General features: G+C 72.8%; 14 protein-coding genes and 1 riboswitch. Of the genes, 10 read left to right on the top strand and 4 right to left on the bottom strand.

Annotated features, from left to right (window positions below; translation table 11 throughout):
* Positions 1 to 98: 98 nt before the first annotated feature.
* Positions 99 to 929 (bottom strand): alpha/beta fold hydrolase, encoded by an 831-nt coding sequence (locus AB4091_RS16655; protein WP_442292966.1) that lies wholly within the window; start codon positions 927 to 929, stop codon positions 99 to 101.
* Positions 930 to 1,145: 216 nt separating this feature from the next.
* On the opposite strand from AB4091_RS16655, the gene AB4091_RS16650 reads away from it, so the two are divergent.
* From AB4091_RS16650 to nirD, 5 genes are all read left to right on the top strand, one after another.
* Positions 1,146 to 2,633: a nitrate/nitrite transporter gene (locus tag AB4091_RS16650; protein ID WP_442292964.1), complete on the top strand. Its 1,488-nt coding sequence runs from the start codon at positions 1,146 to 1,148 to the stop codon at positions 2,631 to 2,633.
* A complete protein-coding gene (locus AB4091_RS16645) occupies positions 2,630 to 4,798 on the top strand; it encodes a molybdopterin oxidoreductase family protein (protein WP_442292962.1) in 2,169 nt (722 codons plus the stop codon). Before AB4091_RS16650 ends, AB4091_RS16645 begins: the two co-directional genes overlap by 4 nt.
* Positions 4,795 to 6,393: an FAD-dependent oxidoreductase gene (locus AB4091_RS16640; RefSeq protein ID WP_442292960.1), complete on the top strand. Its 1,599-nt coding sequence runs from the start codon at positions 4,795 to 4,797 to the stop codon at positions 6,391 to 6,393. The genes AB4091_RS16645 and AB4091_RS16640 overlap by 4 nt, the downstream gene beginning before the upstream one ends.
* On the top strand, positions 6,393 to 8,963 hold the full coding sequence (gene nirB, locus AB4091_RS16635) for a nitrite reductase large subunit NirB (protein ID WP_442292958.1): 2,571 nt from the start codon (positions 6,393 to 6,395) through the stop codon (positions 8,961 to 8,963). Before AB4091_RS16640 ends, nirB begins: the two co-directional genes overlap by 1 nt.
* 65 nt (positions 8,964 to 9,028) lie before the next feature.
* Positions 9,029 to 9,472 (top strand): nitrite reductase small subunit NirD, encoded by a 444-nt coding sequence (gene nirD / locus AB4091_RS16630; protein WP_442292956.1) that lies wholly within the window; start codon positions 9,029 to 9,031, stop codon positions 9,470 to 9,472.
* A gap of 152 nt (positions 9,473 to 9,624) precedes the next feature.
* Here the strand turns inward: nirD and AB4091_RS16625 are convergent, their stop codons facing one another.
* The gene (locus AB4091_RS16625) at positions 9,625 to 10,500 is read right to left on the bottom strand and encodes an SDR family oxidoreductase (RefSeq protein WP_442292954.1); all 876 of its coding nucleotides are present in this window, start codon (positions 10,498 to 10,500) and stop codon (positions 9,625 to 9,627) included.
* A 95-nt stretch (positions 10,501 to 10,595) separates the two neighbouring features.
* Between AB4091_RS16625 and AB4091_RS16620 the strand changes: the two genes are divergently transcribed.
* On the top strand, positions 10,596 to 10,982 hold the full coding sequence (locus AB4091_RS16620; RefSeq protein ID WP_442292952.1) for a winged helix-turn-helix transcriptional regulator: 387 nt from the start codon (positions 10,596 to 10,598) through the stop codon (positions 10,980 to 10,982).
* A gap of 37 nt (positions 10,983 to 11,019) precedes the next feature.
* On the opposite strand, the gene AB4091_RS16615 is transcribed toward AB4091_RS16620, so the two are convergent.
* Complete coding sequence (locus AB4091_RS16615) at positions 11,020 to 12,318, bottom strand: uroporphyrinogen-III synthase (protein ID WP_442292950.1); 1,299 nt, start codon at positions 12,316 to 12,318, stop codon at positions 11,020 to 11,022.
* 8 nt (positions 12,319 to 12,326) lie between these two features.
* Positions 12,327 to 13,418 (bottom strand): uroporphyrinogen-III C-methyltransferase, encoded by a 1,092-nt coding sequence (cobA, locus tag AB4091_RS16610; protein ID WP_442292948.1) that lies wholly within the window; start codon positions 13,416 to 13,418, stop codon positions 12,327 to 12,329.
* A gap of 239 nt (positions 13,419 to 13,657) precedes the next feature.
* Here cobA and AB4091_RS16605 point away from each other — a divergent pair, with 239 nt between their 5' ends.
* From AB4091_RS16605 to AB4091_RS16590, 4 genes are all read left to right on the top strand, one after another.
* A complete protein-coding gene (locus AB4091_RS16605; RefSeq protein WP_442292946.1) occupies positions 13,658 to 14,347 on the top strand; it encodes a sirohydrochlorin chelatase in 690 nt (229 codons plus the stop codon).
* 7 nt (positions 14,348 to 14,354) lie between these two features.
* Positions 14,355 to 14,430: riboswitch (Fluoride riboswitch) on the top strand.
* Between the two features lie 110 nt (positions 14,431 to 14,540).
* Positions 14,541 to 15,044: a universal stress protein gene (locus AB4091_RS16600; protein WP_442292944.1), complete on the top strand. Its 504-nt coding sequence runs from the start codon at positions 14,541 to 14,543 to the stop codon at positions 15,042 to 15,044.
* The gene (locus tag AB4091_RS16595; protein WP_442292942.1) at positions 15,035 to 15,517 is read left to right on the top strand and encodes a CrcB family protein; all 483 of its coding nucleotides are present in this window, start codon (positions 15,035 to 15,037) and stop codon (positions 15,515 to 15,517) included. Before AB4091_RS16600 ends, AB4091_RS16595 begins: the two co-directional genes overlap by 10 nt.
* The gene (locus AB4091_RS16590) at positions 15,514 to 15,891 is read left to right on the top strand and encodes a fluoride efflux transporter FluC (RefSeq protein WP_442292940.1); all 378 of its coding nucleotides are present in this window, start codon (positions 15,514 to 15,516) and stop codon (positions 15,889 to 15,891) included. The genes AB4091_RS16595 and AB4091_RS16590 overlap by 4 nt, the downstream gene beginning before the upstream one ends.
* Positions 15,892 to 15,902: the final 11 nt, after the last annotated feature.

Raw genomic sequence — 15,902 nt, 5'->3', positions numbered from 1 at the left:
TTTCGACCGAACGCKGCGTTCGGTCGCGAACGCGCTGTTGGAACACTGAGTTCGCGACCGAACGCKGCGTTCGGTTGGTCAGCGGAGGGTGTATGCCGTCAGGCGGGCGCGTGGAGGAAGCGGCGCAGGGCGGTGACGATGATCTCGGGGGCGTCGGTGTGCACCCAGTGCCCGGCCCCCTTGATCGTGAACAGCCGCGTACGCGGGAAGTGCCGCCTCATGCGGTCACCGTCCTCCCGCTTGACGTAGCGGGAGTCGCCACCGGCGACCCAGAGCACCGGCCCGTCGTATGCCGGCAGGGCGTCGACCTCGCGCGGCCAGTCGGCGATCCGTGAGTCCACGCCGAGGGCGGCGTCGGCGGCGATGAGGTCGAGGTTGACCTGCCAGCGCCACGAGTGGCCGTCGCGGCGCAGGTTCTGCAGCAGGAAGGCCTTGACGCCGGGGTCGGACTCGTCGAAACGGGCTTCGGCGTCTCCGCGGCTGGAGAGCTCGTCGATGGGCAGGGCCTGCATCTCGCGGATGTAGCCCTCGAAGCGCTCGAGCGAGCCGTAGCCCTTCGGGGCGATGTCGACCACGACGAGGCGGCCGACGAGCTCGGGGTGACGCAGCGCCAGGACCATCGCCACCTTGCCGCCGAGCGAGTGCCCGACGACCACCCACGGCTCCCCCGGCGCGGTGGTGCGCAGGGTGGCGGCCACGGCGTCGGCGTACGCGTCGAGCGAGAACTCCTGCGACCACGGCGAGCGCCCGTGGTCGGGCATGTCGACGAGCAGGCACCGGGCGTCGGAGCCGTCGGGGCCGCTGACCGCCTTGGCGATCTGGGTCCAGTTGCGGCCCTGGCCGAAGAGCCCGTGCAGGAAGGCGACGCGCGGTCCGGCCGTGCCCACGGACAGCGTGTTGAGCGAGGCCTGGTCCGGAGCCGACGTCATGCCGCGAGCCTACGCGGCGGCCACCTCACTGCTCTCGTGGGCGCCGGTGAGACCCGACCCGGAGCGTCCGGTGCACGACCTCACGCCCCTGTGGCGACCCGGTGAGGGAGATGTAACCCCCGTGTCACAGCGGGTCGGACGAGGTGCAACACCGCGTTCCTAGCGTGGGCGCCACGCTCTCGCAGCGGCCCCCGACCCGCCTCCCGAGGAGGACCCGTGAGCACCACCACCGGAAACAGCACCGGCCCCAGCACGAACGGCAGCGTCGCCGCACCCACCCGCACGCCGACCGCCCTCGTCCCGGACAGCCCGAGCCGCTTCCGCCAGCTCACCGCACCGAGGTCTCGTGTCATCCGCGACTGGGACCCCGAGGACACCGCGGCCTGGGAGGCCGGCAACAAGAAGGTGGCCCGCCGCAACCTCGTCTGGTCCGTCGCGACCGAGCACATCGGCTTCTCGATCTGGTCGATCTGGTCGGTCATGGTGCTCTTCATGCCGCAGGCCGTCTACGGCTTCACGGCCGCCGACAAGTTCTTCCTCGTCGCCGTGCCGACGCTCGTCGGCGCCGTGCTGCGGGTGCCCTACACGATGGCGACGGCGTTCTTCGGCGGCCGCAACTGGGCGATCTTCAGCGGCGTCGCCCTCCTCGTGCCGACCCTGCTGACCTGGTGGCTGATGGCCAACCCGGGCCACTCGCTCAGCACGTTCATGGCGGTTGCCGCCCTCGCCGGCCTCGGCGGCGGCAACTTCGCCTCGTCGATGACCAACATCAACGCCTTCTACCCGCAGCGGATGAAGGGCTGGGCCCTCGGTCTCAACGCGGGCGGAGGCAACATCGGCGTGCCGGTCGTCCAGCTCGTCGGGCTCCTCGTCATCGCGACGCTCGGCAACCGCCGCCCCGAGGTCGTCTGCGCCGTCTACCTCGTGCTCCTCGCCGTCGCGAGCATCGGCGCTGCCGTCTTCATGGACAACCTCGACCACCAGACCGCCAACCCGAAAGCGATGCTCGAGGTGCTGCGGCACGCCGATGCCTGGGTCATCTCGCTGCTCTACATCGGCACGTTCGGCTCGTTCATCGGCTTCGGCTTCGCGTTCGGTCAGGTGCTCAACCAGACCTTCCTGGCAGGCCTGACCGGCGGCGCGGCCCCGACCCCGGCCCAGGCCGCCGCCGCGAGCCTGCACGCCGCGCAGATCGCCTTCGTCGGGCCCCTGCTCGGCTCGGTCAGCCGCGTCTGGGGAGGCAGGCTCGCAGACCGCCGCGGCGGGGCCGTCGTCACACTCTGGACCTTCATCGGGATGGCCTTTGCCGGTGTGCTCGTCACCCTCTCGGCCCGCGCCGACGACGTCACCGCCGGAGCCGCGACCGGCCTTCAGCTCACCGGCCTCATCGGCGGCTTCGTGCTCCTGTTCGTCCTCTCCGGTCTGGGCAACGGCTCGGTCTACAAGATGATCCCGGCGCTCTTCGAGACCAAGGCGGCCGCGGTCCCCGGCCCCGCAGTCGAGCGGGCCGCCTGGTCGCGCTCGATGTCCGGAGCCCTCATCGGCATCGCCGGTGCCATCGGCGCCGTGGGTGGCGTGCTCATCAACCTCGGCCTCCGGGCGTCGTACCAGGGCGAGGCGAAGTCGGCCACCGCGGCCTTCGTCGTCTTCACGCTCTTCTACGTCGGCGCCGCCCTTCTCACCAAGGTGCGCTACCGACGATGACGACCCAGACCACCGCCGGAGCCGCTGTCGCGCCGGCCCGCACGCTCGCAGGGGGCAACCCCGCGGACACCGCGGTGCCGGCGGGCGTCGAGACGCACTGCGCCTACTGCGGGCTCCAGTGCGCCATGACGCTCACCGGCTCCTCCGCCGAGGACCTCACCGTCACCCCACGCCGCTTCCCGACGAACCGGGGCGGCCTGTGCCAGAAAGGGTGGACGAGCGCCGAGCTGCTGCGCACCCCGCGCCGCATCACGACCCCCCTGGTCCGCCGTGACGGCGAGCTCGCGCCCGCGTCATGGGACGAGGCGCTCACCGTCGTCGCCGACGCCATCGTGCGGACGCAGACGGCATACGGCCGGGATGCCGTCGCGGTGTTCGGCGGCGGGGGTCTGACGAACGAGAAGGCCTACCAGCTGGGCAAGTTCGCCCGCGTGGCGCTGCGCACGAGCCAGATCGACTACAACGGCCGCTGGTGCATGAGCTCGGCTGCCGCGGCGGGCATCCGCTGCTTCGGGCTCGACCGCGGGCTTCCCTTCCCGGTGACCGACATCGGCTCGGCGCACGCCGTGCTGCTGCTGGGGGCCAACCCGGCCGAGACGATGCCGCCGTTCCTCACGCACCTCGTGCGCGCCGCCGACGCCGGCGGGCTCATGGTCGCCGACCCCCGCCTCACGCCGACGGCGGCCAAGGCCGTCGACGGCGGGGGCCTGCACCTGCAGCTGCGCCCCGGAACCGACGCCGCCCTCGCCCTCGGCATGATCCACGTCGCCGTCACCGAGGGGTACGCCGACCGCCGCTACGTCGCCGAGCGCACCACGGGCTTCGACGACTTCTGGCCGGTCGCGGCCCAGTGGCTGCCCGAGCGCGCCGAGCGCGTCACCGGGGTCTCGGTGACGACGATGCGCGCCGCGGTCGCGGCCCTCGCGCGGGCACGTGACACGGAGCGGGGCGCGTACGTGCTCTCCGCCCGCGGCAGCGAGCAGCACGCGAGCGGCACCGACACGGTGACGGCGTTCATCGCCCTCGCCCTCGTGCTCGGGCTGCCCGGCAACCCCGGCGCGGGCTTCGGCACGATCACCGGCCAGGGCAACGGGCAGGGCGGACGCGAGCACGGCCAGAAGGCCGACCAGCTGCCCGGCTACCGCAAGATCGACGACCCGGCAGCGCGAGCCCACGTGGCTGCCGTCTGGGGTGTGGACCCCGACGACCTCCCGGGACCGGGCCGCAGCGCCTTCGAGCTGCTGGCGGCGCTGGGCACCGACGACGGCCCGCGGGTGCTCATGGTCCACGGCAGCAACCCCGTCGTGTCGGCGCCCGACGCCCGCGTCGTCACCGAGCGCCTCGCCGCCCTCGACCTGCTCGTCGTCTCCGACTTCGTGCTGTCGGAGACCGCTGCCGTCGCGGACGTGGTGCTTCCGGTGCTCCAGTGGGCCGAGGAGGAGGGCACCCTCACCAACCTCGAGGGTCGGGTCCTGCGCCGCCGCCGCGCGCTCTCCGCGCCGGCCCAGTGCCGCAGCGAGCTCGAGATCTGGAGCGAGCTCGCCGCCCGGATCGATTGTGGCGCAGACTTCCCCACTGACCCGCGTGTCGTCTTCGACGAGCTGCGCCGCGCCTCCGCTGGTGGGCCCGCCGACTACTCCGCGGTGACGTGGGAGCGTCTGGACGCCGGCGAGAGCCTGCACTGGCCCTGCACCACCGAGCGACCGCAGGGCACCCCACGCCTGTTCCTCGACGCGTTCGCCACTCCCGACGGGCTGGCCCGCTTCGTGCCGGTCGACCACGTTGGTCCGGCCGAGGCCGACGACGCGGACTACCCCCTCGTCGCGACGACGGGTCGAGTGCTCCAGCACTACCAGTCCGGGGCGCAGACGCGGCGCGTCGACGAGCTGTCGGCGGCGGCGGGCGCGATGTTCGTGCAGATGCACCCCGACACCGCGGCAGCCGCGGGCGTCGCCGACGGAGGCCCCGTCGACGTCGTGAGTCGCCGCGGTCGCACCCGGGCGGGCGTACGCGTCGACGACGACATGCGCAGCGACGTCGTCTTCCTGCCGTTCCACTGGGGTGGCGACGCCCGCGCCAACTCGCTGACCCACGCCGCCCTCGACCCGACCAGCCGCATGCCCGAGTTCAAGGCGTGCGCCGTCCGCCTGGAGGCCGTCTCATGACCCCCACCCCCTGCAGGGTGCTCGTCGTCGGCAACGGCATGGCCGGTGCCCGGCTCGCCGAGGAGATCCGACACCGTGACCCCGGCGCCACGCGCTTCGCGGTCACCGTCGTCGGCGAGGAGCCGCACGCCGCCTACAACCGGGTCCTCCTCTCGACCGTCGTGGCCGGCGGCATCACACCGCGCGACACCCGCCTCAAGCCCGACGGCTGGTGGGCTGCCCGGCACGTCGACGTCGTCACCGGTGCCCGGGTCACGGCCGTCGACACCGCCGGGCGGCTCGCCACGCTGACGAGCGCCGACGGCGCCGAGCGCACCCTGGCCTGGGACGAGCTGGTGCTGGCCACCGGCAGCACGGCGTTCGTCCCACCCACCGAGGGCCTGTATGCCGGCCCGCCCGGTCCCGACGCCCCGCTGGCCGACGGTGTGGTGGCCTTCCGCACCGTGGACGACTCGTCCCGCATCGTGGCTGCCGCCGAGTCCGCCTCCACCGCAGTGGTCCTCGGTGGTGGACTGCTCGGTCTCGAGGCGGCTCGAGGGCTCCTGGCACGTGGCGTCGAGGTCACGATCGTCCACCCGCAGGACTTCCCGATGGACCGGCAGCTCGACCTCGACGGCGGCGCCGTGCTGACCCGCGTCGTGCGCGGCATCGGGGCCCGTCTCGTGCTCGGCCAGCTCGTCACGGCCCGTCACGCGGCACGCGACGGCGAGCCGGCGCACGTCGTGCTGACCGACGGGTCCGCCCTTCCGGCCGACCTCGTCGTCGTCGCCGCCGGGGTGCGCCCGCGCACCGACCTCGCCGTGGCCATGGGACTCGAGGTCGACCGCGCCGTCGTCGTCGACGACCGGCTCGCGACGTCGGCGTCGCACGTGCACGCCATCGGCGAGTGCAGCCAGCACCGAGGCGAGGTGCCGGGCCTCGTGCAGCCCGGCTGGGACCAGGCCCGCGTCCTCGCCGACGTGCTCACCGGGTCCGACGCCACCGCCACCTACGAGGGCACGAGCGTGCTGACCCGCCTCAAGGCCCACGACATCGACCTCGCGAGCATGGGCACCGTCGACGTCGACGTGCACGATCCAGGGCACGAGGTGCTCGCCTTCACCGACCCTGTCCGCGGGCGCTACGCCAAGCTCGTGCTGCGACAGGACCGGCTCGTCGGCGCGATCCTCCTCGGGGTCGGCGACGCCGCAGGCGCCCTGACCCAGCTCTACGACACCGGCGCGGCGGTTCCCCGGGACCGCCTTGCGCTCATGCTCGGTCGCGCCGTCACCCGCTCGTCCGCCCCCGAGACCGCCAACCTGGCGGAGATGCCGGGCTCGGCCGTCATCTGCCGGTGCAACACGGTCACCAAGTCGGCCATCGTCGGCGCCTTCCGCGCCGGTGCCGACACCGTCGCCGGGATCGCCGAGGCCACGCGGGCCACGACCGGCTGCGGCTCGTGCAAGAGCGCGGTCGACGGTCTGTGCACCTGGCTGCGATCGGTCGAACCAGTCTCTGCCCCAGTTGAACCCGCACATCCCGCGCACACCTCCCCTGACGGGAACAGCCCCACACCGGTGCCGGCACCCGCCGCCCTGACCGAAGGAGCCGCTTGATGTCCACCACCCCCGAGAACGTCACGGGCAGCCCCGTCGGCACCGATGACCGCACCGTCGTCGTCGTCGGCCACGGCATGGTCGGCCACCGCTTCGTCGAGGCGCTGCGCTCGCGCGACACCGAGAGCGCGTGGAGGGTCGTCGTCCTCTCGGAGGAGGCGGAGGCGGCCTACGACCGCGTCGGCCTCTCGGCGTACGTCGGCGCGTGGGACCGCGGCGCCCTCGCCCTCGCCGGCAACACGTACGCCGGTGACCCCCGCGTCGACCTTCGCCTCGGCACCCGCGCCGCGGCCGTCGACCGCGCGGCCCGCACGGTGACCACCAGCGCCGGCGACGTCATCGCGTACGACTCGCTCGTGCTCGCCACCGGCTCCTACCCCTTCGTGCCTCCGGTGCCCGGGCGTGACTCCACAGGGTGCTTCGTCTACCGCACGCTCGACGACCTCGACGGCATCCGACGAGCAGCCGAGGAGGCGCACGAGCGGGCCCGAGCCGAAGGCCGCGAGGCCAACGGGCTCGTCGTCGGCGGCGGCCTGCTCGGGCTCGAGGCGGCGAACGCGCTGCGCCTGCTCGGCCTGACCCCACACGTCGTCGAGTTCGCGCCGCGCCTCATGCCGCTCCAGGTCGACGAGGGTGGCGGTGCGGTTCTCGAGGGCCTCATCAGCAACCTCGGCGTTCACGTGCACACCGGCGCGGGCACGAGCTCGATCTCGCCGCAGGACGACGGGCGCCTCGCCGTCGAGCTGTCCGACGGCACAGCGCTGCTCACCGACCTCGTCGTCTTCTCCGCCGGCGTGCGCCCCTCGGACGCCGTGGCCCGCGACGCCGGCCTCGACGTCGGCGAGCGCGGAGGCGTCGTCACCGACGTCGCGTGCCGCACGAGCGACGAGAACGTCTGGGCCGTGGGCGAGGTCGCCGCGGTCGAGGGCCGCTGCTACGGTCTCGTCGCGCCGGGCTACACGATGGCCGAGGTCGTCGCCGACCGGCTGCTCGGTGGAGAGGCGACGTTCCCCGGTGCCGACCTGTCGACGAAGCTCAAGCTGCTCGGCGTCGACGTCGCGTCGTTCGGCGACGCCATGGCGACGACGCCGGGCGCGCTCGAGATCGTCCACACCGACGCGACCAAGGGCACGTATGCCAAGGTCGTCGTCAGCGACGACGCCCGTACGCTCCTCGGCGGCATCCTGGTCGGCGACGCGTCGGCGTACACGACGCTCAAGGCGTACGTCGGACGAGAGGTGCCCGGCGACCCGGGGGCGCTCGTCTCCCCTGCAGGCGCCGAGCTCGGAGCGGACGCGCTGCCCGACGACGCGGTCATCTGCTCGTGCAACAACGTGACCAAGGCGTCGATCTGCGGCGCGATCGCCGAGGGCGCCTGCGACCTGGCCGCGATCAAGGGCTGTACCAACGCCGGAACCACCTGCGGCGGTTGCCTGCCCACCGTCAAGAAACTCCTCGTCGACTCCGGCGTCGAGCTGTCGAAGGCGCTCTGTGAGCACTTCGAGCAGAGCCGCGCCGAGCTCTTCGAGATCGTCGCCTCGACCGGCACCCGGACGTTCTCGGGCCTCATCGCGCGCCATGGCACGGGCACCGGCTGCGAGATCTGCAAACCGACGGTCGCCTCGATCCTCGCGTCGACGAGCAGCGACCACATCCTCGACGGCGAGCAGGCCGCGCTGCAGGACAGCAACGACCACTTCCTCGCCAACATCCAGAAGAACGGCACCTACTCCGTCGTCCCCCGCATGCCGGGTGGCGAGGTCACCGCCGAGCAGCTCATCACCATCGGCCAGGTCGCCCAGGACTTCGGGCTCTACGTCAAGGTGACCGGCGGTCAGCGCATCGACCTCTTCGGCGCCCGCGTCGAGCAGCTGCCCGCGATCTGGCAGCGCCTCGTCGACGTCGGCATGGAGTCGGGGCAGGCGTACGGCAAGTCCTTGCGTACCGTGAAGTCGTGCGTCGGCTCGACGTGGTGCCGATACGGGGTGCAGGACTCCGTCGGCATGGCCGTCGACCTCGAGCATCGCTACCGCGGGCTCCGCTCGCCGCACAAGCTGAAGTTCGGGGTCTCGGGGTGTGCGCGCGAGTGCGCCGAGGCCCGCGGCAAGGACGTCGGCATCATCGCCACCGACAAGGGCTGGAACCTCTACGTCTGCGGCAACGGGGGCCAGACGCCCGCCCACGCCCAGCTGCTCGCCAACGACCTCGACGACGAGACGCTGGTGAGATACATCGACCGCTTCCTCGTCTTCTACGTGCGCACCGCCGACCGGCTGCAGCGCACGGCGCCGTGGCTCGACTCGCTCGAGGGCGGGCTCGACCACCTCAGGGCCGTCGTCTGCGACGACTCGCTCGGCATCGCCTCCGAGCTCGAGGCGACCATGGCGCGCCACGTCGACGGCTACCAGGACGAGTGGAAGGCCGTGCTCGATGACCCCGAGAAGCTCGCGCGCTTCGTGTCGTTCGTCAACGCTCCGGAGGAGGCCGACCCGACAGTGGCGTTCGACGAGTCCGGCCCGCGCAAGGTCCCGGTGATGCTCGGCATGCCGTCGAGCATCCGCCCGTCCTGATGCCCTCGCTGACACCCGACTCGCACGCCATCTGACCAGAACCGTTGTGCCAGAGAGGATCCGACATGACCACCCTCACGACCGCCCCCGAGGTGACCGCCGGCGGGACGGACACCGCGGCCGACTGTCCGGTCCGGACCGTCGTCCGTCCCGGGATCGTGCCCTCCCCCGGCGCCAAGCAGTGGGTTCCGGCCTGCGACGTGCAACGCCTCGTGCCGGGGCGCGGCGTCGCGGTGCTGCTCCCCGGGAGTGCCCAGGCCGCGCTCTTCCTGCTGCCCAACGGGATGATCTACGCGGTCGACAACCTCGACCCGTATGCCGGTGCCGCCGTGCTGTCGCGCGGACTCACGGGCGACCGCGGAGGCGAACCGACAGTGGCCTCGCCGCTGCTCAAGCAGGTCTTCTCGCTGCGCACCGGGGCAGCTCTCGACGACGACGAGACCGCCCTGCCGACGTATGCCGTGCGCGTCCAGCACGGCATCGTCCACGTCGGCCTCCCCCTCCCCTGACCCCTGGAAACTGGGCACTCGACGGACAGGTCCGGTCGAGTGCCCACTTCCCGACGCCAGGTCCCAGTCGAGTGCCCATCTCCCGACACACCGCGCCCCGTCGGGAAAAAGTGGACACACGATGGTGGGGCAGGTGAGGGTGAGGGTGGGTGTCAGGCGGGGGTGGGCTCCGTGACGAGGGCTGCGCGGACGGCGTCCTCCAGGTCGGTCGTGGGACGACCGGCGAGCCGCGAGAGGTCGCCCGAGTCGGTGAACAGGGCGCCCTCGGCGATGCCGCGGTCGCTGTCGGCGAGCACGGCGGCATACCCCTCGGGGAGGCCGGCAGCGACAAGCGCCGCGGTGTAGTCCCCGACCGAGAGGTCGCGGTAGACCACCTCTCGCCCGCTCACCGTCGCGACCACAGCGGCATACTCGGCGAGCGTGAACGCGTGGTCACCGCCGAGCTCGTAGACGGCACCGTCGTGGTCGCCACCGGCGAGCACCGTGGCGGCAGCGGCCGCATAGTCAGCGCGCGTCGCCGCACTGACGCGACCGTCGCGAGCGGCACCGAGGACGGCTCCGTGCTCGAGCACGGTCGGCAGCTGGCCGGTGTAGTTCTCGAGGTACCAGGAGTTGCGCAGCAGGGCGTGCGCCAGACCGGAGGCGGCGAGCAGCTCCTCGGTCGCGCGGTGCTCGGCGGCGAGGGCCAGGTCGGAGGTGTCGGCGCGCGTGATGCTCGTGTAGGCGACGAAGCCGACCCCGGCCCGCTTGGCGGCATCGATCACATTGGTGTGCTGAGGAATTCGCGCGCCGACCTCGCTGCCGGAGACGAACAGCAGCCGGTCGACGTCGGCGAAGGCCGCGTCGAGGGACGTCGGGTCGTCGTAGTCGGCGCGGCGCACCTCGACCCCACGCTCGGCGAGGTCGGCGACCGACTCGGTCTTGCGGGCGGTGGCCACGATGTCGGCTGCAGGGGTGCCGCGGTCGAGCAGGGCCTCGACGACGAGGCGGCCGAGGTGGCCGCTGGCACCGGTGACGAGAAGGGTCATGACGTTCCTTTCGAAGGGCTGGACACCCTGCAGAACGACCGGACCGCCGGCGTACTTCCCAGAAGTTAGTACCCACTTTGAAGTAAGGTACTGACATGACGGCTAGTTCAACGCTGCGCGACTACTTCCCGGATGCCGTCTACGCGTCCGGGTGCCCCAGCCGGGTCGTGCTCGACCACGTGACGAGCAAGTGGGGAACGCTCGTGCTGCTCGCACTGTCCGAGGGCGAGCCACTGCGGTGGAGCGAGCTGCGCCGTCGCGCCGAGGGGGTCAGCGAGAAGATGCTGGCCCAGACCCTGCGCATGCTCGAGGCCGACGGCCTCGTGCACCGTGACGCTCGGCCGGTCGTGCCGCCCCACGTCGAGTACTCCCTCACCACACGCGGAGCCGAGCTCGCTGAGCACATGGTGCCGCTGATGTTGTGGATCGTCGAGAACGCACCCGACATCCTGGCCGACTCCGAGGCCGCCAGGGCCCGGTGACGCGGTGACGCGCTGACGCGCCACCACCCCACCGACGTCAGACGTTGAGGCGGTAGCCCCGGCGCACAACGGTCTGCACGAGGTGCCGGTCGGGCAGCGCAGACCGGAGGCGACTGACCGCCATGTCGAGTGCGTGCTCGTTCTCGGCGTCCGGCAGCTCGTCGAGCAGCCGTTCCCGGCTCAGCACCGCCCCGGGCTCTGACATGAGCGCCGCCAGCATCGCCCGAGGCCCCCGGGAAAGGGTCACGGCCTGTCCACCGAAGGTGACGACGCGACCGTGCACGACGAGCGGCCCGAGCGCCGTCTGCACCTCAGCGACACCGTTGACGGTGAGGTGCTCGATGACCGTCCGGATGAGCGCCCCCATCCGGAAGCGCTCGGGCATGATCGGGGTGACGCCCAGGTCGAGCAGCGGAGCTGCGGTGACGGGGCCGACGGCGGCGGCCGTCACACCGCACCGCAGGGCGTCGACGAGCACACCGTCCATGCCGAGCTGGGCTGCGGCAGAAATGAGTCCGTCCACTGCGGGCGCCGACGTGAAGGTCACGACATCGACCTCGCGGGCAGCGACGGCCGCGACGAGCCGACCGAGCCGGCTCTCGTCGGTGGGGCGGACCCAGCGGTACGGCGCGACGGTCAGCACCGCGGCGCCGGCGGCCCGCAGCCGCTGCAGCTGCTCCACGTCCTCGTGCCCGTGCAGCTGCACCGCCACCCGCTTGCCTCGCACGCCGGCCTCGAGCACGAGGCTGATGGTGGAGCCGGTCCGCTCGTCGTGGGCGATGCCGTCGTCGTCGTGGCCGGCGGCGCGCACGGCGCCGCGTGCCTTCGGCCCGCGGACGATGATCCTCGCCGCGTCGAGCGTGCGGGCCAGGTCGTCGCCGAGCCCGGCGGCGTCGGCCGCCTCGATCCACCGGCGGAAGCCGTAGGCCGTCGTCACGACGACGACGTCCGGCCGGCATTCGATGACCGCCTTCGTGTCTCCGATGAGGATCTCGTCCTGCTCGACCGGCGCGATGCGCACGGCGGGGGCGTGCAGCACGTCGGCGCCGCGCCGCACGAAGGCGTCGATGAGGTCGTCCGACCGACGGTCGGAGGTGACGGCGATGCGGAAACCTGCGAGCACGGGGCCGCTCGGTTCAGCCCGCGCGATCTCGGTGTCCGTGTCGTTCGGCTCGGAGGACCACGCCGTACGCGGGTGGCTCCGAGGCGTGCCGGACGGGTCGCCGGTCGCGCCCTCGCCGACGGTCGAGCCCTCGCCGCCGGTCGAGCCCTCGCCGCCGGTCGAGCCCTCGCCGGCGGTCGAGCCCTCACCGACGGTGGGGTCCTCTGGTCCCACGTCGCCGGTCACCCGACGGCGCCCAGGGCCGGGCTCTCGTACGCGGCGGGGCACGCACCAGCGCGCCGGGCCCACACGTCAGACTGGCGCACGACCTCGCCGACGACGATCACCGCCGGCGACGACGCGCCAGCGCGGGAGGCGAGGTCGGGCAGCGTGCCGACGGTGCCGACGATGCTGCGCTGGTCGGGCGTGAAGCCACGCTCGACGACGGCCGCCGGGGTGTCGGGCGAGAGTCCCGCTCGCGCCAGCGCGGTCGTGATCGGCACGAGGTTGTGCATGGCCATGAGGAAGACGACGGTGCCGCCGAGCGTCGCCAGCGAGGCGGCCTGGTGCGGCTCGAGGGGTACGTGCCCCGACACGACGGTGAAGACGTGGCTGACTCCCCGGTGGGTCACTGGTATGCCGGCCGCCCCGGGCACACCGAACGCCGACGAGACTCCGGGCACCACCGTCACGGGCAGCCCGGCCTCGACGGCTGCGAGGACCTCCTCGCCACCCCGCCCGAAGACGTACGGGTCGCCGCCCTTGAGCCGCACGACGACGCGGCCCGCCCGGGCGCGCTCGACCATGAGCCGCTCGATCTCCGCTTGCGGCACGGCGTGGTGTCCGGGACGCTTGCCGACGTCGATGACCTCGGCGCCGGGAGCGAGGGCGGCAACGTCGCCGACCTCCGCGAGCCGGTCGGTGAGCACGACGTCGGCCTCGGCAAGGGCCCGCACCCCGGCGAGCGTGAGCAGCTCGAGACCCCCGGGACCCGCACCGACGAGGACGACACGACCGGTCGACGACGTGCCGGCGTCACCTTCGGAGCGGACTGCATCCTCTCGCTCGGGCGGCGGCTCAGGAGCGAGTGCGACATCGGTGACGACGACGCAGTCGCCCGCGAGAGCAGCACGCGCGGCGGTCCACGTGACCGCCGGGCCGACCAGCACGGCCACGCGGGCTCGGGCGCACGCCTCGGGCGTCACCGCATCCGGTGTGCCCGCAGTGGCCACCACGGCCCCCGCCCGTGAGTAGCGGCGCACCACCGAGGGCAGGGCGTCAGGCGGTCCCACGACGAGCACCGGCACGCCGGTGAGGTCGGTGTCGATCAGCACGGCGGACTCCTTCCGTCGCAGCTCGGTTGCAGGTGTCACCCACGGTAGGAAGCGCGTGTTTCATCCGCGTTTCGATCGCGCGATGCACGGGTAACGCCCGGCTCACCTGCGCCACGGCTGAGCGTGCGGGCTCCTGGGACTCCCACCAGGGCGGGTCGCGGTGAGCCGACGCGACGACGCGACGACGCGACGACGCGACGACGCGACGACGCGACCGTGCCACCTGACAGAGTGGCGCCATGACCCACGAAGCGCCCGTGCTCGTCGCGGCCGCCCACGGCACGTCGTCGCCCGCGGGGCGGTCTGCCATCGGCGGGCTCGTGGCCGCCGTCGCCGCGCGGCGGCCCGACCTCACGGTGCGTGCGGCATACGTCGACGTCCAACCGCCCCACCCGGCGGCTGTGCTCGCCTCGCTCGCCGACGGTCGGCAGGCCCGCCTCGTGCCGCTGCTCCTGTCAGCGGGGTACCACGTCTACGTCGACCTGACCGAGGCCGCCGAGTCCGTGCCGGGCACGACCGTCGCCCCGGCCCTGGGCCCGGACGACCGGCTCGCCCAGCTGCTGCAGCGACGTCTGGAGCAGGCAGGTCTGGGCGACGACGACGAGGTCGTGCTGGCCGCGGCGGGCTCGTCACAGCCGTCCGCCGTGGAGGACTGCCGCCGCGTCGCTGCCGCGCTCGGTCGCCTCCTGAACCGTCAGGTCACCACCGCCTTCCTTTCGGCCGCCGCCCCGCGACTTGCGGATGCCGTTGTGTCGCAGCGCGTTCCGGGTCATCGTGTCGTCGTCGCCACGTACCTGCTCGCTCCGGGTTTCTTCGCCGACCTCGCTGCCAAGGCAGGAGCCGATGTCGTCACGGCGCCGCTCCTCGTCCCCGACGAGCCCGCACCCGACGAGCTCGTCGACATCGTCCTCGAGCGCTTCCTCGGTTGAGGCTAAAGTGGTTCCCGGCGATGGATCCCGCCAGGGCACGCAGGTGTCCGAACCGCCGACCGGCTGATGGTTCCTGTTCATCCGCGGCCGTGGGGCCGCGGCGATGGGCAGGCCTGGGCGCCGCGCCTGTCACCGAGTGTCTGGAGACTCACCGATGGGCCAGCGTGTGCCACCCCAGCCGCACCCCTCGCGCATGACCGACTTCGCCGGCCACCCGCTGGTCGTGGGCGTCGTCGCCCAGCAGTCGCCGCTCGTCGCCCTGACGGCGGTGTCGCTGGCCCGGGCGACCGCCGCGAGCGCCCTCTACTTCGCCCACGTCGACACGTCGCGCTACGCGGACGTCGAGAACGCGGACGGCACGGTGCGCCACCTGTCGATAGACCCCGACATCGACGACGATCTCTGGCCCGAGCGTGAGGCAGCGCTGAAGGGCACCGTCGGCGAGTGGATGGAGGGGCAGGACGTGCCGTGGCACTTCCGCTATCTCGCCGGGCGACCCGATCGCGCCCTCACGCACCTTGCCCGGGCCGTCGACGCCGCGGCCTTCGTCGTCGGCACGCACGTCGGGCACCATCACCGGATCGCGGACTTCGTGAACGGGTCGGTGTCGATGCAGCTGTCGCACCGACAGCACCGGCCCGTCATCGTCGTTCCCGTCAGCGTCGTCGACTGGGACGAGCGGGCACCGTGGGAGTGACCGGGAGCGAGCCCGACCGGGTGTCGACCGCGACGCCACGCGCGCCCCGGTCGGCACACCGGCATCCCGGCCTTCTCGGCCTCGTCTTCGCAGGGGGTGCGCTCGGCACGGGTGTGCGAGCCGCTCTCGAGAACGCGGCCCCCGCCGACCCGGCTGGACTCCCCTGGACCACCTTGGCCATCAACGTCATCGGGTCGCTGCTGCTCGGCCTGCTGCTCGAGACACTGGCACGGACCGGCGCCGACGCGGGCCGCCGCCGGGCCGCCCGGCTGACGCTCGGGACCGGCCTGCTCGGGGGTTTCACGACCTACAGCACCTTCGCCGTCGAGACCGCCCAGCGTCTGACGTCCGGGTCGCTCGCGGTGGGTGTCGTCTACGCCGTCGGCAGCATCGTCCTCGGCGCGGGCGCGGCTGCCGCCGGATTCGCCGGTGCGCGCCGCATCACACGGCATGCGCAAGGGGTGCGTCGATGACGGTGCTCCTCCTCGCGGTCGCCGGTGGCATCGGCGCCGTCTCGCGCTTCCTCACGGACACGCTCGTCTCCCGGCACAACCCCTTCCGTATGCCGCTGGGCACGTTGCTCATCAACGTCACCGGCTCGCTGGTGCTGGGCGTGCTCACCGGGCTTCTGGCCGCGGGCCCGCCCGACTCCACGGGCGCGACGGTGCGGGCCGTCCTCGGCACCGGCTTCTGCGGTGGCTACACGACGTTCAGCACGGCATCGGTCGAGAGCGTGCGGCTGTGGGTCGCTGAAGGTCGCAGCGCGGGCGTCGGGTATGCCGTGGCGACGCTGCTCGGCTCGGTCGCTGCGGCGGGGGTCGGTCTGTGGCTGGGCGGCCTTCTCTGACGACGACGCCG

Source organism: Terrabacter sp. 2RAF25, from assembly GCF_052115265.1.
GTDB lineage: Bacteria > Actinomycetota > Actinomycetes > Actinomycetales > Dermatophilaceae > Terrabacter.
This window is presented reverse-complemented; position numbering and strand designations above follow the sequence as displayed.